The sequence below is a fragment of the Blastopirellula marina DSM 3645 genome (genome assembly GCF_000153105.1).
In the GTDB taxonomy this organism is placed as follows: Bacteria; Planctomycetota; Planctomycetia; order Pirellulales; family Pirellulaceae; genus Blastopirellula; species Blastopirellula marina.
Genome location: NZ_CH672377.1, coordinates 44527 through 61325, shown reverse-complemented (window position 1 = coordinate 61325; position 16799 = coordinate 44527). Strand labels below are relative to the sequence as shown.

Genomic DNA, 16799 nt, shown 5'->3' with positions numbered 1-16799 from the left:
CGGAGTCAGCACATGATCAAGGACTCGCTCTCGGTACTACCGATGCGCCGCGAGATTCACCAAGCACGGCTTGGATTTTTTCTGTTCATTGCGACGCTTTCCGTGTTTTTTGCGGCCAGCTTGATCGCCTATTTCATCATTTGGTCCACCAGTTCGATCGACCGAACGGTCTCGTTCTCCGGCGTTCCGGCCAGTCTGTGGATCAGCACCCTGTTTATGGTCTGCGTCGGGTACGCGCTGCATCGCGCGGTGCAAGCGGTCCGCTTTGAGAAGCAGGTTTTGTTTCGCCGCTGGCTCTTTTTCGCTGGCGCAATGGCGCTGGTATTTCTCGTCTTTCAAGCCAGCGGGCTGAATCGCCTATTAGCCGAGCACTTCGCCAGCGGCCCTGACATCAAGCTGTACGGCCTGATGTTCGTGTTGGTGTTTGTTCACGCATTGCATGTCATCGGCGGCCTGGCGACGCTGGCCATGGTCACCAATCGAGCCTGTCGCGACGGCTACGACCACGAAAACTACGTCGCAGTCTCGATCTGCGCCGACTATTGGCACTTTCTCGACGCCGTCTGGCTGGTGATGCTGGTCGCCTTTGCGCTGACCAGTTAGTCGCCAAAAGGTCGAGTGGAGCAAGCCAAAGGTCGCTGAAGCGTCCGTTTCGGCGTGGCCGGATTGCGTAACCCACCAATCGATTCGCCAGAGGTTGGGTTTCGCTGCGCGGCGCCCAACCGACAAGAGTTCATGGTCCGCAACTTCCTCAACCGCCGGCGATCGACTCGAGGTCTTCCCAGCGCTCCATCGCGGCGAGCATTTCTTCGCCGATCGCATCCAACCGAGACGTGACCACTTTGATCTCGCCGGCGGGCTTCTGATAGAAGGTGGGCTCGGCCATCTGTTCTTGCAGTTGGGCTTGTTCCGCTTCCAGCGCCTCGATCTTGGCCGGCAGCGATTTCAGCTCTTGCTGCTCTTTGTTGGTCAATTTCCGCGCACGAGCGGTGTCGCGTTTGTCGTTTTCTTTGCCGGTCAGCTTCGCTTGGGCCTTGGCTTCGTCCGCCAGGCGTTTCCGCTGGGCGAGCCAATCGTCGTAGCCGCCAGCGTACTGTTTGACGAAGCCGTCCCCTTCAAACGCGATCGTCGACGTGACGACGTTGTTGAGGAAACTACGATCGTGGCTCACCACGATCAGCGTTCCGGCGTAGTTCACCACCAGGTCTTCCAGCAGATCGAGCGTGTCGGCGTCGAGATCATTCGTCGGTTCGTCGAGGATCAGCAAGTTCGACGGTTTGGCGAACAAGCGGGCCAATAGCAAACGATTGCGCTCTCCACCCGAGAGATTCTTGATCGGGCGGTTCGACTGTTCCGGCGTGAACAAAAACTCCTGCAGATAGCCGATGACATGGCGTGAACGCCCGTTGATGTTCACAAATTCGTTTTCTTCGCCGATGTTTTGTCGCAGCGTCTGCTCTTCGTTGAGTGCGGCGTGCAACTGATCGAAATAGGCGATCTCCACTTTGCTGCCGACAGAAACTTCCCCTTCGGTCGGCTTCAATTCTCCTAGCAGAATGCGAAGCAGCGTCGTCTTGCCAACGCCGTTGGGGCCGAGCACGCCGATCTTGTCTCCCCGCATGATCGTGGTCGAGAAGTCTTTGCAGATGACGAAATCGCCAAACGAGTGGCTGATATCCTCGGCTCGAATGACGACCTGTCCCGATCGTTCGGCTTGTTGCACGTCAAACTTGACCGTACCGATCCGCGTCCGGCGACTTTGATACTCGTCCCGCATCTTCTTCAGGGCGCGGACGCGGCCTTCATTGCGCGTGCGGCGGGCCTTGATTCCTTGGCGGACCCAGACTTCCTCTTGCGCTAACCGTTTGTCAAACAGCGCGTTTTGCTTTTCTTCCGCTTCGAGCGCCGCCTCTTTGCGGATCACGTATTCGTCGAAACCGCAGGTCCAACTGGTCAGCTTGCCGCGGTCGATATCGACCACGCGGGTCGCCAACTTTTGGGCGAACATCCGGTCGTGCGTCACAAAAACGATCGTGCCGTCGAACGAGAGCAAGAACTCTTCGAGCCAGAGGATCGATTCAATATCGAGATGGTTGGTCGGTTCGTCCAGCAGCAGCACGTGCGGTTTACTGGCGAGCGCCTGGGCGAACAAGGCGCGACGTTTTTTACCGACTGACAGCTCGGCGAAATTGGAGTCTCCATCCAGCTTGGTCGCCGAGATCGCCTGCTCCACCCATTGGTGCTGATTCCAGCCATCTTCCATATCCAGCTTGTGCTGCAGTTGATCAAGCCGGTTGACCACTTCGTCGGTCGCTTCGACCGCGATCTGGTGGGTCAAATGGTGGTATTCGGCCAGCGTTTCGCCCATATCGCCGAGGCCGGCGGCGACCAGGTCAAAGACCGTTTGGTCCTCGCCGGCGGTCGCCGTTTGCGATAACGTCGCGACGCGGACTTCGGGGCCGACGACAACGTCGCCGGCGTCGGTCGCCTGTTCGCCGGCCAACATTCGCAAAAGCGTCGATTTTCCGGTTCCGTTTCGACCTACCAGACAGACTCTCTCGCCAGGCTCAATCTGCAAATTGGCCTGATTCAACAGAGGCGCCGTATGAAAGGAGATAGAAACGTCTCGAACAGAAATTAACGCCATTGCGGGCCTTCGGAATTTTCAAAAAAACAGGTCAATTTGATCGAGCGCATCCTAGCTGGCTAGAATAAAGCCTTCGCCCGCCTAAACCGAACATCCCGCCATTATCCGCAACAGGACATATCATGCTCAGGTTTTTGTTCTTTTTCATCGCGGCATTCAGCCTATCCGCCGCGATGCTGTCGGCCGCCGAGCGACCCAATTTCATTATTATTATCGGAGATGACGTCGGGTGGAATGACGTAGGCCCGTACGGGCATCCTCATGTCAAAACCCCGAATCTCGATCGCATGGCGGCGGCGGGGATCCGCTTTGACGCCGCTTTTCTGACTTGTAGCTCTTGTAGCCCCAGTCGCTGCAGTATTGTGACGGGAAGATATCCCCACAGCACCGGAGCGGCGGAACTTCATATGCCGCTGCCTGCCGATCAGGTTGTTTTCGCCGGCCTGTTAAAACAAGCGGGCTACTATACCGGCGCCGCGGGAAAATGGCATCTTGGCAAGCCGGCCGAAAAGAATTTTGATCGGATCATGGGGGGGCGCCCCAGCGGCTGCGAAAATTGGGAAACAATGCTCCGCGAGCGTCCGCGGGATCAACCTTTTTTCATGTGGTTCGCCTCGAATGACGCGCATCGTCCTTATAGCGCGAACACGATCGAGAAGCCGCATCAGCGCGAAGAGATTGTCGTTCCCCCCTATTTGCCAGACGAACCGCCGGTCCGCGATGACCTGGGGATGTACTACGACGAAATCGCGCGGCTGGATGAATATGTCGGTAAAGTGATGGCCGAGCTGAAAGAGCAGGGGATCGCCGACAATACTTTCGTCTTGTTCATGTCCGACAATGGGCGTCCGTTTCCGCGCAGCAAGACGACGATCTACGACAGCGGCGTGAAGACGCCGTTCCTCGTGCAGTGGCCGGCTGGCGTGCGGGCCGGACAAACGACCGAGAGTCTGGTCAGCTCGGTCGATATCGCGCCGACCATTCTAGAACTGGCCGGGCTGCCCAAGTCCCCGACGTTTCAAGGGAAGTCATTTGCGTCGATCCTGAAGGATCCGCAGAGTGAAACGCGCGACTACGTGTTCTCCGAACATAACTGGCACGACTACCAGGCATTCGAGCGCAGCATCCGGTCGAAGGATTATCTCTACATCTACAACGCATTGCCCCAGCTAAGCGGATCGCCCCCGGCCGACGCGGTGCGCAGCCCGACTTTTGAGACGATGCTGAAGCTGGAGGAAGCTGGGAAGCTAACGGCCGATCAACGTGGGCCGCTAATGACGCCGCGTCCGCAAGAAGAGCTTTACGATGTAAAGAGCGATCCCTTTCAGCTACGGAATCTGATCAACGAGCCGCAGTACGCGAAGACGTTGGAGCTGATGCGAGGAGAATACAAAGCATGGACCAGTCGGACCGAAGACGCCGTCCCGCAGCAATGGACGCCGGACAAGTTTGACCGCCAGACCGGTTTGCCGCTCAAAAAGAAATAGCAGGAGGAGAGTCGACGCCGAACTCGCTTTCTGCAAGTCTACAGTTTGGGGACCTGAATCGGCGGCGCTGATTTGTCATTCGCGTTTGGAAAGCGGGAGGTGTCGAACAGCCAGGGAGTCAGCGCGACGCCGAAGCCGCGGTTCAATTCCCAGTTGGCCCGTTCCGCCCAGGGAGTGCCGGGGTATTCGTTGACGATTTCCTTCAGCAGCTTGCGCGATTTTTGGATATCGGCGCCGGTCACTTCCTCCGCCGACAACTTTTTCACGGTGATCAAATCCCAGCTGCGGAATTCATGCTTGGGAGTCGGCAATTTTGGGGGCGCCGGCGGCTTTTTAACGAATTCGGTCAGATAAGCGCCATACTCGTAGGCCCGGACGCGATAGGCGAGCAATTGGGCGTGCAGCAAGTCGAAGTTGGCTTGTTGACGCACGTAGGGAGACGCGTCGCGCAGCGGTTGCGCTCTTTCGATCGCGGCGATCGCTTTGTCGAGATACTCGATGTAGGTCAACATTTTCGCTTGTTCGTAGCGAACTTGCTGCGTTAGCGTCGCGAAGTCGGTAGAAAAACGACGACGGATCTCGATGACGCTGGCGACCTCTTCGTTGTAGGGATTCAGGTCGTAGATCACTTTGGAAATAACGGCTTGCAGCGGATCTTGCATCGCTTCGCGCATCAGATCGCGACGCGGACGCAGATCAGGGCGATACGGCTCCATCGCGGCGACGCTATAGCGACGATCCTTCAATTGATAGAGGTCTTTTTCTTCGCCGGGAAGCATGAAGAAAATGCCGCCGGTCTCTTTCGCCAAGCGAACTTGCTCGTAGGGGCCATACCCGCTGGGCATCGAGTCGCGCCGCTTCCCAAATCCGTCGGTCTGCAGTTGCTCGATGAGCGCCGTTTCGGGGCCGCGGTCGACCGGCAGCAAGTGGATGTCGCCGTTACGCGGGTTCTCCCAGCGAACATGACCGTAGGGGTAGCCGAACATCGCTTCGCGTCCCATGACATAGACGCGGCAGTTGGCTTTGTTGGCCGCTTGAATGGTTTCTTCCAGATAGCGTTGATTGCTGTCGGGGTTGCCGCTTTCGTCAGAAACCAAAATGATCGCCATCTGACGTTTCGAGATTTGGGCGTAACGCTTGTGCCGCGTGATGACTTCCATCACGGCCTGCGTCGTTAGTTCTTCGCCCGACGGATCAATCGGAACCTCGGCGATCGCCTCGGCGATTTCGTCGCGATTGCTGGTCGGCGTTTTTGTATGGAGTTGGAAGTTGGAGCCGAAACTAGCGACGCCGGTGGTGAGGGCCTCGTCTTGGGAAACGCCGACGATTCCTAGTTCGTCATAGACGCGTCCAATTCGATCGCGGATCTTCGCCTGGTCATCTTTCATGCTGCCCGATTGGTCAAACAGCCAAACGACGACCACTTCTCCCTTGTCGAGCATCCAGACCAATTCTTGGGCGATGCGATCCATCGCTTCGTTATAGTCGCCGACGACGGCGTTGACGGCGCCTTGGGTTCCGACCGGCAATTCTCGCATCAGCGAATCATTCGGCTTGGTAAGCAGTTCTAGATCGACCAGCGAAACCTCGGGCCCGATTATGTCTTCCATCAGCTGCGTTTCAAACTGAGGCGCTGACAGCGATGCTGGCGCCGTGCCGGAAAGTCCTGATACCGAACTCGGCATCATCGTGATCGACATCTCCGTCGCCAAATCCTCTAACTCGTCAAGTTCGTCTTCCAGCGGTCGATCTAACGGCTCATCGATCACGTCATCCAGGATGACCGAATGTGCGGATCGATCCGGCGGCGGATCAAAGGTGAGCAGCGCCAGCAAGATCACCGCCGCCATATGGAAGATGAGGGACGCCAGGAACGAACTGCTCCCCCGAAACCAATCGCGAAACGATCCGCGATCATCCTCGGGGGATGCGATTTCCGGCGTCAGGGAACTCGCCGACATTTGAATAGGTGCAGAAACCGATTGCATAGTTGACTAGTAGGCGTGGGGGGAGTGATTCGGGAATGTAAAGCTCCGCCGTACCTTATCTTACGGGGTAATACGGAATTCGCCAAAGGTTTGTTTCTAGCGAATTGATCTAGATCAGGCTGCGCCGATATGGTAGTGGAAGCAGCAGCATTGGAAGTACTCGACACAATACGGAGTGGGCCGCAGTGTCTATCGTTCGAAATTTATTTGTTCTTGGGCTGATCGCTTGCGTCGGCTACTCGGGGTATGTGATCTACCTGGAGCATTACAGCGGAGCAGGACGATCGCCGGATGCAACGGCGCTCGACGAGGCTCCCTTGTTCTCGCCAGATTCGTTTCCGACCCTCGGGAGCAACGCCAGGACGCAGGCGCCGACGATTGTACTGTCGACCAGCGCTGCTTCGTTGCCAAATCCTGCCGACCCCCCCCAGATCGATGTGCAGCCGACTCCATCGGCGACGCCTCCGACGATAGCGCCCTCAACTACAGCAGTAGTCGCGCCGGCGACGGCAGGGCTCGAGTCGCTGACCGCGGCGCAATTGCTGATCGAAGCCGAACAATCGCTCGCCGACGGAAAATCGCTGCGCGCCTATCGCACGCTTTCGTTGTTGCTGCAGCGGAAAGATCTGAGCGTGGAAGAACGAGCCAAGACCTTCGCGTTGCTAGAGCCGCTCGCCGAAAAGATCGTCTTTGCGCCGCACAAGCATTTGGCTCTGCCGGCCGTGACGATCAAGTCGGGCGTCACCGTCGAACAAATTGCCAAAGAGCATCAAATTCCGGCGTCCTTTCTGCGTGCCGTAAACGACTTGTCCGCCGATCAACAGCCGGAGTTGGGGGACGCGTTGAAAGTGATCGACGGTCCATTGGCTTTGCATCTGCATGCCGACCGCGAAGAACTTACGCTGTGGACCAACAATGGGTTCGCGCGACGTTTCGAGTGGAACGATTTGCCTGCGACTCTGCAAAATGGTCCGAACAAAATCATCCGCAACGTGAACGGCGAGAGCACGACGATTACGCTGGCCGATATCGCTCTGTATGACAGCGCCGCCGAAACTTCGGCCGACGCCTGGAAGCAGTTGGCCAACTTGCTGGACGCCGAAACGACGATGATGATCTCCGGCGTCGCGCAAGTTGCGCCCGAGAAAATTGTGGCCGCAACCGCGAGCGAAGCGAAAGTTGTTTCGGCCGAAGCGCCTGCCGTCGAGCCGATGTTGCCGGAAGCGGAGATTTCGCCGGAAACGCTTGCTCCGCTCGATGCGCTGCGAGTCGAAGTTTTTTCTCCGCCCAAACCGATCGCCGTGGGCTCTGGCGCCAACTTTGGGCTGCGAGTCATCAATTTAAGCGACAAGCCGGCGCCCAATGTTTCGGCGATTATCTTCTTCTCGGAAGGTCTCGAGCCGGTCAAGATTGAAGGCGCCGAAGGCAAAGTCGCCGTCGGTCAAGCCGCTTTTCGTCCGCTGACGATCGCTCCGCGGGGACACGTCGACCTGGAAGTCTTGGCGACGGTCAATGACTATGGGCGACAGATCTATCGCGTCGAGGTCCGCTGCGACGCTTGGGACGCGCACTTGGTTTCAGAAGTCGCCGTATCGGCGCTGAACGAAGCGCCTCAGCCGCCGAAGCTGGAGTTGAGCGACAAGCCGGAAGCGCCGTCAAAGCGGTAAAGAAACGCCGAGGCCCGGATTTGTCATGGCGCGTTGATAGAATTTTTCGGCCAGCGCGACGTCTTCGATCGCCAGGCCGACCGATTTGAAGATCACCACGCTATCTTTGTTGTTGCGACCGACCGCAAGATTGGCCACGACGGCGCCCAATTCGACCGGTTTGTCCCAGTCGAAATAGCCTTTCTCTTGCGCGGCGACAAAATCGCCTGCTTCCAGTTTGCAGGCTTCCAGCGAGTCGCAAACGATATTGTCCGCCAGACGAACCGCGTTGACGTCGAGCTCCGCTTTTTGCAGCCAGTTGCTCCCCATTGCGCAGACCAGCGCTCCTTCGGACAGCAGCGTGCCGTCAAAGACCGGCGTCTTGCTGGCGGTCGCCGTGATGATCAGCGGCAAGTCTTCGACCGCTTCGCGCGGGTCATGAACCGGGATGATCTCGATCTGCAGCTCTTCGCTCATCCGCGCCGCGAACGATTGACGACGCGCCTCGTCGCGCGAGTAGACGAAGACGCGCGAGAGCGGATGGACTGCTTTGATCGCTTCCAACTGCGACTCGGCTTGCCAGCCAGAGCCGAACAAGCCGAGCTGCGTGATCGGGCCGTGCGCTAGATAGCGCGCGGCGACGCCGGTCACCGCGCCGGTCCGCATCTGTCCCAGGCGATCCGCTTCGATCAGCGCTTTCATCCGTCCGCGTTCGCAGTCGTACAGCCCCACGTGAAACCGAGCGCCGGATGCCGTCGTCGCGTATTGCTTCCAGCCGGCGACGTTCAAATAGCCGGCGGTCGCACTCATCGAATGAAGCACGAAGCCGGAGGTTCGCGAACGATGACGCGGGACATTCTCGGCGCCGCCGATCGCGAGCTGCCTCAGACATTCGTCGACCACTTCCACGGCGGTCGACATGTCCAAGACCTGGGAGACTTCCGATTCGCGATAAAACCGAGGCGTCATCTGGCTCTCCTTCGCTGCGCACGGCAGGGGCTATTGGCTCAGTTCCGAAATTCGCTGGAAGTCGTTTTTCAGCGATTGATACAGTCCTTGATATACCGGAAACGCCTCGTTGTAAATCTTGGCCGCTTTGCGATCGACGGCCGTTTCATGAACGACCTGGATCGTCGCCGCGCAGGCTTCCTGGATATTCTTGTAGGCGCCGGCCCCGGTCGCGGCCAACAGCGCCACGCCGTAGGCAGGCCCTTGCTCGGCGTTGATGGTGACCACTTTCTTGCCAAACACGTCGGCTTGAATCTGGCGCCAGAGGGCGCTTTTGGCCCCGCCGCCGCCGGCCCGAATTTGACGAACCGGAACTCCCAGGTCCGAGATAATCTCGAGGCTGTCACGCAGCGAGTAGGCGACCCCTTCCATGATCGAGCGGGTCAGATGCCCTCGCGTGTGACGCAACGTCAAGCCGATAAAACAGCCGCGGGCATTGGGGTCCGCATGCGGGGTCCGCTCGCCGGCGAGATAGGGGAGCGTAAAGAGCCCTTCGCTGCCGGGCGAAGTATCCAGCGCCTCGGCGGTCAGCACCGAGTACGGATCTTGCTTGCCCCGGCCTGAACGCAGATCGGCGCAGAGTCGTTGCACGAACCATTCGAGCGTGCCGGCGGCGCAGAGGGTGACTCCCATCATGTGCCATTTGCCGCGCACGGCATGACAGAAGGTGTGCAGTCGCCCTTCCGGATCGATCGCAACTTCATCGCTATGGACGAACATCACGCCAGAGGTTCCCAGCGAACTGGCCAAAATCCCTTGCTTGACCACGCCGTTGCCCACCGCATTAGCGGCGCAGTCGCCGGCGCCGCCGACCACCACGCAATCGGTCGTTAGGCCGAGCAATTTGGCCGCTTCGGCCGTGAGCGTGCCGGTGACTTCTTCGGATTCATAAACCGTGCCGAGCAACGATTCGTCGAGTTCCAATTTCGAGAGGAGCGGTTTTGACCAGGCGCGTTTCGCCACATCCAACAACAGCATGCCGCTGGCGTCGCTCACTTCGGTCGCGTACTCGCCGGTCAATCGCCGTCGCACGTCATCTTTCGGCAGCAGCACTTTCGCCAGGCGAGCGAAATTGCGCGGCTCATTATTGCGCAGCCACAAGATCTTGGGCGCCGTAAAGCCGGTCAGCGCCGGATTGGCGACCATCTTGATCAACTTGGCTCGCCCGCCGGCGCGTTGTTCGATCTCGGCGCATTCCTGGGCGGTGCGCTGATCATTCCACAGCAGAGCAGGGCGAATCACCTGGTCTTGCTTGTCTAAGAAGACCGAGCCATGCATTTGGCCCGAGAGCCCAATCGCTTTGACTTCGCCCGGTCGCGCCTTCGATTCTTTGACGACGCGGCGCACCGTTTTGACGACGGCGCTCCACCAATCGTCTGGATCCTGCTCGCTCCACATCGGTTTGGGATGATGCAGCGGGTAGGTGGCGCTCGACTCGGCCAGGATTTCGCCCCCTTCACGAATGGCGATGGTCTTGGTGCCAGAGGTGCCGATATCGATTCCCAAATAAATGCTCACGGGGATTCCTTGGGTGCGGGGCGTTGCGAAGCTGCGATGAATGAGAATCGCCTATTGTGGCTCATTTTTGGCTTGCCACCAACGGCGCCAGAAACTTTTCTTTTTCGTGAAGTTCGCCAAAAAGTAGGCCGATACCCGGCGCTGGGTGAGTCTGACCCTTTGACCCATGGGGAACAGGCCGACTACGATGAAGTCTGGACTATTCGAGCACTTCTCTTATGCATGCGTCGCCCCATGAGTCGCTTCTGCAGTTTCGCGTTGCTATTGGTCACGTTGGTCTGCTCGCTGGGTTGCCCGCAGGCGAAGCCTCCCGTGGTGGAAGAAAAACGCCCCTCCGGACCGTTCAAACTGCTGGTGTTGGATGATCCCCCGCTTGCCGAAGCGATCGAACGTGAATGGAAAGCACGCGAAGAACGCCCGCTCGAGCTGTCGCAAGCGACGACGGCGGATCTGCTCAAAGAGGACAAAATCGGCGCCGACGCGGTGATCTATCCGCCGGCGCTGTTGGGCGAAATGATGCGCCGCGAGTGGATCGAAACGCTGCCAGACTCGCTGCTAAACAACGAAGCGCTGGAGGTCGACGATATCTTTCCGGCGGTTCGCCAGTCAGAGCTGCAATGGAAAGGCGCCGCCGTCGCCGTTCCGTTTGGCTCCCCGACGCTGGTGCTGATGTTTCGTCCTGAAGTGCTGGAAGAATTGGAACTGACGCTGCCGGAGACGTGGGGCGAGTATCAAGCCTGCGTCGAGCGGATCGCCGGCAGCCGATTTTGCACCGGCGACGAAAAGACATTTGATTCGCCGACGTTAGAGCCATTGGCCAGCGACTGGCGCGGGAAGCTGTTGCTGGCTCGTTCGGCCGCCTACGCGAAGAATCCAAGCAACTACGCCGTGCTGTTTGGCCTCGCGTCTGGCGAAGCGATGATCGGGCAACCGTCGTTTGTCAAAGGTGCGGAGGATTTGCGTCGCATCGCGGCGACGATTCCAGCCGAGTTGCAATCGTTGACGCCTGCCGAAGTGGGCGAGCAGTTCCTGGCCGGCAAATCAGCGCTGGCGATCGGCTGGTTGCCGCACAAGTCGGATGCGTCGCAGGGGAAGCTCGATTTTACGCCTGACTTTGCTCCGATCCCCGGCGCCGTCGCCTATTGGAATCAGTTGACCGAATCATGGGAGCAGCGTCGCGGGGATCGCCCGGCGACGGTCCCGCTTTTAACCGTTGGCGGCCGGATCGGCTCGGTCTCGAAGAGCAGCCCTAGTTTGCGTGACGCCGCGCTGGGGCTGATCTTGCTCTCGGCCTTAGAGTCGGCGACGCAGGTTTCGCCCGCGAGCGAAGCGACGATGGTCTATCGCAACGGAAATCTAGCCGGCGTATCGCAGTGGGTCGACAGCCGCGTATCGTCGGAGACGGCCAACGCCTACGGCGAAGCGATGGCGATCGAGCTCAGCTCGAACGAAGCGATCAGCTTCAACCTGCCCGGCGTCGACCAATACCTACAGGTTTTGAACACCAGCATGGGAGCCATCTTGAACGACCAGGCCGACCCCCAACCGACGCTGGAAAAAGCGGCCCAAGATTGGGACGCGATCACCGACAAGCTAGGAAGAAAAGCCCAAATCAAAGCCAATGCGGCTAGCCTGGGCATCCGCTAACCGCAGATTTTGCGGGCCATACCGATTGTCCCAACCGCCAGCGCGAACTGTCTGTGCAGTTCCCCCGTCTAACCACCGTGGGACCTAGACAGCCAAACGGCGACCCACTAAAATCCTGCAATAAGTTTGGGGCTGTAGCTCAGCTGGGAGAGCGCTGCGTTCGCAATGCAGAGGTCGTGAGTTCGAATCTCATCAGCTCCATCGCTAAACTCCTTGTTTTCAAGGATTTAGGTCAAGTCCTTCGGTGACGACCGCAAAGCGGTTTGATACCGATTCGGCGATAATCTAAGATCGTTGGTACCAAAAATCGGTACCAGCGATCTTTTTTTATGGAGTCGCCGAAGTGGGGATGATTTATCACGGTCGGTAAATGCTCTCGTGGATGAAGGACGGGAGCCGCCGCTGGCGAAAGAAGTACCGGGGGAAGGTCTATTACTTCCCTCTCCAGTCGGACGAAACGAAAGAATCTAGCTACGCTCGCTGTCTCGCGGCGTGGAAGGAAAAGAAGGCGGAGCTAGACGCCGCTTCCCTCTCTCCTTGGGATATTGCGAGACAGCGAGTTCGCTCCCGTATGGAGAAGATTGCCGAAGGAGGCGATACGCCGAAGCGTCGGAGATTCGTTGACTCTGGAGGCGAGCTTCGACTTCACCGCCGCGGCTGACTCGAAGAAGCCCGCTACCTTTTCGATGGTCGCGAATACCGGCAAGACGGCGAAGAGGGGGCTACTGCTCCTCCAGAAAAGCCGAGAGGCGAAGGGGACGCCTGGTTACTCTAGATTTGAAATCAAGCTAAGCAGGCTTTTCTATTAGAGATACATGCTGTGTAAGGATTTCCATGTAGGTAGCATAGGTGTCTCTGTGGTCCCATGCTCCTTTAATGTGCTCTGTGAGTTTGGGCAGGTCGTGGGCAACGGTCGATGTCCAGAGATTTGCGTTGTAATCGGTTACTCGCATGAGGTTGTCAACGTCAAAAACTCGTCCTGTTCCCTCGGCTCGAATCAAGGCTACTGGCTTTTCCTTTGCGATCCGAATTCCTAACTCGAAGAGGACATTCGGGTTGTGGTCGGTAATGTCTGCAATGACCAAATCGGCCTGAAGGAGTTGATTTATGATGGTAGACTGAATTATGTCGCTGCCCTTCTGGTCGGCGGTTTTGACGGCAAATCCTGCATTGTTTGCCGCTGGGGTAATCAGGCGTACAAGTAATTCGTTGAAAAATCCATGAGGTCGGTCGACTTGTCCCTTTTCTGAGAATGGCATTATCACGAATGCGGTTCGATCGAAGTTTCCTTCCTCTTTTCCGATTGATCGGACTTCACTTCTTTTCGTGGACTTGTGATCTTGTTTGTAGCCCGCGTTTTTCAGTCCGTCCTCGATGCCAAGGTACTTGCAGTTTTGCTTGATGAGTTCGATGAACTCATTGTGTAGTTCGGGTGAGAGTCCGAAGCTTTTCTCAAGAGTGCTGCTTAGGTACCGCTGTTCAGGAAAAGAATTGCTGCTTCCGTAATGGTCGTAGACCTTTTTGAACACATCAATGTTAAAAAACGAATTGATCTTGAGTTGTCGTTCTTGTGCTTCGCTGTCTGGATAAACGATGTCGCGTCCGAGTTGGGCGAGTTCAATCTCTGTCGATCGATTCGTTCCATTGATTAGTCCATAATCTTTCGCTGCACGCATTAGCTGTATAAATGTTGGAGTGCGGAGATTGGTGTATCCCAATGCGTCGGCGAGGTCTTTCGTTGCCCAGGGGTTGCCGCCGTTTAAATCTTTGATGGATTGTGGGACTCTTAGAGCATCTTCTAGCGTCTTCTGCGGATATGGCCGTTCGTGATATGGCCTTGGTGTCTTTTCTTGGGGGCCTGTCGACTCTGGCTCGGTCGAGGTCTTTTCGCTTCTTTTGGATTTTGTCTTCGTCTTTGGTGGTTTGTCTGTCGTCTTGGATTTGGATTTTTTCGGTTCAGACTTTGCCGCTCTGTTCTTCACGGTCGCCACATGTCCGGGGGTAACTTCTATGCCCTTTTCTCTTAGTGCGGTTACGACTTCTGCACTTGTAGCGTTAGGGTTCTGGGAGAGAAAATCGCGGATAGCGTCCGATTTGCTGTGTGTATCCGTCGGCATGATGTAGCTCACGTAGTTCAGGATGAGGCTATATAAACAATGAGTTAGTAGCCCTGTTAGTTTACGTTGCTGATGCCGTGACTACAAAGGGCATGGATTGGCGGATGTGGACGTAGCCGTTTTTAGAGAGGGGCGAGATGCTCTCTTGCAGGACGTTCGATATTGCGTGTCGAGGCTTGCCCGCGTAATTTCCCTGGAGATATTGTGGACGAAGATTGAGGGTGGCGATTTCTGCTACGTTCGTATCGATCGGCCGGTAGCGTTGTTCGCCAATAAAAGCCACTCTAGCGGAGAGGTAGATAGGCTCTCTGGGCCGGAAAAGACGTCGTTCGCTTAAAAAACGCCAGCCTGACGAAGAGGAATACGCCTGCAAATGGTACCGCAAAAGGTATCTGGTACCCATTTTGCGGCTGATATGGTACCAAGTTGGAATTGTCGTAACTCTAGTGTTGTAAATGCGTTACGATTGACAATATCGCTGTTTTTCGTGTAGTTCGGTACCTTCGCAATGCAGAGGTCGTGAGTTCGAATCTCATCAGCTCCACTTTTTCTAAGTTGTTGGTAACTAGCAAGTTACGAATCTGATCTAGAGACCGCTTTTCAGCAACTCTGACGACGACATCAGACTTTTCGTCAGAGCAACGCTCGGAGTGACCTACCTTTAACGGGAAGAACTCTGACGAAATGATCAAGCGAAAGCCCAAGCCGTGGTTCCACAAACAAAGCGGCAATTGGAAGGTCCAGCTCGGGACCAAGCAAATCAACCTCGGATCGGATGAGGCCGCTGCTTGGGACGAATACAATCGTCTGATGGCAGCCAGCGCCGGCCCTGAGAAGAACCCCAACTACGATCTTCAGTACTACTTTGAAGCTCGCCATGCGGAAGGTGGCGCGCTCTGGCCAAATTGGCTGAATGAAACTCCCTACGTGGTGACGCCGGTGATTGCTCCGTAGTCCTCAAGAGCAAGGAAGCGGGCGCCGCGATTCGCACCGGGTCTTCGTTTCTCCTCTAGCTCTCGCCTAGAAACGTTGCATCGTCAAGCGACCGATCATCGCGCGTCGCTGGGCGGCGATCAGCCCGACCGTTAACGTTGGCTCGGCGTTGGTCATATGACGTTCAATAACGGCGCCTACGGGTTGAACTGAGCCGACTTTTTCCAAGCCAAAGGCGGCGACAAAGAAAATACATATGTATATGCGCTGCTGCGAAGTTGTCCCGCGCCGCCTTGCGGATTACCGAAGTTGAGGAGAGATTTTCGAAGATTCGGTGGGATACCGCGGAACTTTTAAAGGAGCGCGGAGCAGTTGTTTTCTTTTGTCGGCGCAGCTTCTCTGAGGCGAAGGTTGCAAGAATTACAAACGTTCTCAGCAGACACGACGTTCAATCGTAAATTGGCCCCTCCGATGAGCGGAATGGGCGTAGATATAATTTGACCCCTCTTTTTTATTGCGGGCATTCCCATTCTTGGTCGGCAATTTGCGCTCGCCGCTCGACCGTTGACTTAACACGGCCTTCCTCAAATACTTGCTACGTTGTGCCCCCGATGTCGGTTCGCCGACATATTCAACCATCCTTTTTCGTGCATGTATTTGAGGTTTACTTTATGTCTAGAACCCCCTTATCCCGTCGTGGTTTTACCTTAGTCGAGTTGTTGGTGGTCATCGCGATCATCGGCGTCTTGATCGCGCTGTTGCTTCCCGCCGTCCAGCAAGCCCGCGAAGCGGCTCGCCGCATGCAATGCACGAATAATCTGAAGCAGATGGGGCTTGGCATCCATAACTGGCACGACACCTATGGGAAGATTCCCCCGTTGATGAGTCATGTGGACCACCAGAGTTTCTGGATCTATATGATGCCGCAGATGGAGCAGAACAACGCCTACGAAATGCTTTCAGGCAGTAACGCCAACGGCGGCAACAATTTGAACTACCCGAGCCTAGACAACTGGGACCGGCTCACCGATACGGAAAAGGCGGCGCTTGCCAGCATTCCCTACATGCACTGCCCCTCGAAGCGCTCGGGCACGCAAATGATCGACGACTCGTCGAACCCCGCTCGTGGTCCTCTGTCGGACTATGCGGCCGTGTTTCTCTATCGCGATTTGTACGATACGGCGAGTGAGGACGGTTGGTGGAACCACTACTTTGGATCCAACGCGGACCATCTCGCTGCCCAAAAAGGGGCGCTCACGCTGGCCCGGGTCAACGAATCGTTGCCAGGCGATGTCCGGTTTACGCAAGCCAAACCGCAACTCTCGTTCGCTTCGATCACTGACGGCTTGAGCAACACGGCGATCATCGGCGAAAAGCATCTGCGCGGCAACGAAGTTGGCAAGTGCTGCGGCGGCGATGGAACGGACGGGTCGTACATGTTTGACGCCGGCAACTGGCGCGAATTTTTGCTCTCCCGCAATATTCGCCAACGGTTTGGCCGGGGACCGAATGACACGACGCCTGACGATATGTATGCGACCGCGCCGAACACGCAGGTTGGTTTCGGCAGCTATCATCCCGGCGTCGTCGAGTTTCTGTTGTGCGACGGTTCGGTGACCTCGCTGTCGCAAAACACGCCGGAACTCATTCGCCGCCAGTACGGGCATCGCAGCGATGGAACCGTCATCGCCAATCAGTAAGGCGCGTGCCGATGCCGGCTGCGGCGACAAACAGGACGATGGCGCGTCGATCTGACCCCATCGTCCCATCTAAGGGTGGGAAACGACAATACAATTTCGAAAAGGATA

The 16799-nt window shown here is 56.9% G+C and carries 11 protein-coding genes and 1 tRNA gene; 7 read left to right on the top strand and 5 right to left on the bottom strand.

Going from position 1 to position 16799, the window contains the following annotated elements; all coding sequences use genetic code 11:
• The first annotated feature begins 12 nt into the window (after positions 1-12).
• The gene (locus DSM3645_RS19330; protein WP_002653985.1) at positions 13-603 is read left to right on the top strand and encodes a cytochrome c oxidase subunit 3; all 591 of its coding nucleotides are present in this window, start codon (positions 13-15) and stop codon (positions 601-603) included.
• 148 nt (positions 604-751) lie between these two features.
• Here the strand turns inward: DSM3645_RS19330 and DSM3645_RS19325 are convergent, their stop codons facing one another.
• Positions 752-2647 carry an ATP-binding cassette domain-containing protein gene (locus DSM3645_RS19325; protein WP_002653984.1) on the bottom strand — a complete coding sequence of 632 codons (1896 nt, stop codon included), beginning with the start codon at positions 2645-2647 and terminating at the stop codon, positions 752-754.
• A 122-nt stretch (positions 2648-2769) separates the two neighbouring features.
• Here DSM3645_RS19325 and DSM3645_RS19320 point away from each other — a divergent pair, with 122 nt between their 5' ends.
• Positions 2770-4134 (top strand): sulfatase family protein, encoded by a 1365-nt coding sequence (locus DSM3645_RS19320; RefSeq protein WP_002653983.1) that lies wholly within the window; start codon positions 2770-2772, stop codon positions 4132-4134.
• Positions 4135-4172: 38 nt separating this feature from the next.
• Here the strand turns inward: DSM3645_RS19320 and DSM3645_RS19315 are convergent, their stop codons facing one another.
• The gene (locus DSM3645_RS19315; protein ID WP_002653982.1) at positions 4173-6095 is read right to left on the bottom strand and encodes a vWA domain-containing protein; all 1923 of its coding nucleotides are present in this window, start codon (positions 6093-6095) and stop codon (positions 4173-4175) included.
• A 212-nt stretch (positions 6096-6307) separates the two neighbouring features.
• Between DSM3645_RS19315 and DSM3645_RS19310 the strand changes: the two genes are divergently transcribed.
• Entirely contained in the window at positions 6308-7789 is a 1482-nt protein-coding gene (locus DSM3645_RS19310; protein WP_040352815.1) for a LysM peptidoglycan-binding domain-containing protein, read from the top strand.
• On the opposite strand, the gene DSM3645_RS19305 is transcribed toward DSM3645_RS19310, so the two are convergent.
• Complete coding sequence (locus tag DSM3645_RS19305) at positions 7778-8737, bottom strand: ornithine cyclodeaminase family protein (RefSeq protein ID WP_002653980.1); 960 nt, start codon at positions 8735-8737, stop codon at positions 7778-7780. The genes DSM3645_RS19310 and DSM3645_RS19305 overlap by 12 nt on opposite strands.
• Positions 8738-8767: 30 nt before the next feature.
• Entirely contained in the window at positions 8768-10294 is a 1527-nt protein-coding gene (xylB, locus tag DSM3645_RS19300; protein ID WP_002653979.1) for a xylulokinase, read from the bottom strand.
• A 234-nt stretch (positions 10295-10528) separates the two neighbouring features.
• Here xylB and DSM3645_RS19295 point away from each other — a divergent pair, with 234 nt between their 5' ends.
• Both DSM3645_RS19295 and DSM3645_RS19290 read left to right on the top strand, forming a co-directional pair.
• Positions 10529-11941: an extracellular solute-binding protein gene (locus tag DSM3645_RS19295; protein ID WP_002653978.1), complete on the top strand. Its 1413-nt coding sequence runs from the start codon at positions 10529-10531 to the stop codon at positions 11939-11941.
• 128 nt (positions 11942-12069) lie between these two features.
• A tRNA-Ala gene (locus tag DSM3645_RS19290) sits at positions 12070-12142 on the top strand.
• A gap of 587 nt (positions 12143-12729) precedes the next feature.
• Here the strand turns inward: DSM3645_RS19290 and DSM3645_RS30985 are convergent.
• Positions 12730-14058 (bottom strand): hypothetical protein, encoded by a 1329-nt coding sequence (locus tag DSM3645_RS30985; protein WP_002653976.1) that lies wholly within the window; start codon positions 14056-14058, stop codon positions 12730-12732.
• Positions 14059-14742: 684 nt separating this feature from the next.
• Here DSM3645_RS30985 and DSM3645_RS19275 point away from each other — a divergent pair.
• Complete coding sequence (locus tag DSM3645_RS19275) at positions 14743-15012, top strand: hypothetical protein (RefSeq protein ID WP_002653975.1); 270 nt, start codon at positions 14743-14745, stop codon at positions 15010-15012.
• Between the two features lie 650 nt (positions 15013-15662).
• Positions 15663-16691 (top strand): DUF1559 domain-containing protein, encoded by a 1029-nt coding sequence (locus DSM3645_RS28655; RefSeq protein ID WP_081444932.1) that lies wholly within the window; start codon positions 15663-15665, stop codon positions 16689-16691.
• The last annotated feature ends 108 nt before the right edge of the window (positions 16692-16799 follow it).

Excerpts from the sequence above, each read along its gene's own strand:
- DSM3645_RS28655 (WP_081444932.1), top strand. The coding sequence starts at position 15,663 with ATGTCTAGAACCCCCTTATCCCGTCGTGGTTTTACCTTAGTCGAGTTG.
- DSM3645_RS19325 (WP_002653984.1), bottom strand. The coding sequence starts at position 2,647 with ATGGCGTTAATTTCTGTTCGAGACGTTTCTATCTCCTTTCATACGGCG.
- DSM3645_RS19275 (WP_002653975.1), top strand. The coding sequence starts at position 14,743 with ATGATCAAGCGAAAGCCCAAGCCGTGGTTCCACAAACAAAGCGGCAAT.
- DSM3645_RS19330 (WP_002653985.1), top strand. The coding sequence starts at position 13 with ATGATCAAGGACTCGCTCTCGGTACTACCGATGCGCCGCGAGATTCAC.
- DSM3645_RS19320 (WP_002653983.1), top strand. The coding sequence starts at position 2,770 with ATGCTCAGGTTTTTGTTCTTTTTCATCGCGGCATTCAGCCTATCCGCC.
- DSM3645_RS19315 (WP_002653982.1), bottom strand. The coding sequence starts at position 6,095 with ATGTCGGCGAGTTCCCTGACGCCGGAAATCGCATCCCCCGAGGATGAT.
- DSM3645_RS19295 (WP_002653978.1), top strand. The coding sequence starts at position 10,529 with ATGAGTCGCTTCTGCAGTTTCGCGTTGCTATTGGTCACGTTGGTCTGC.
- DSM3645_RS19305 (WP_002653980.1), bottom strand. The coding sequence starts at position 8,737 with ATGACGCCTCGGTTTTATCGCGAATCGGAAGTCTCCCAGGTCTTGGAC.
- DSM3645_RS30985 (WP_002653976.1), bottom strand. The coding sequence starts at position 14,058 with ATGCCGACGGATACACACAGCAAATCGGACGCTATCCGCGATTTTCTC.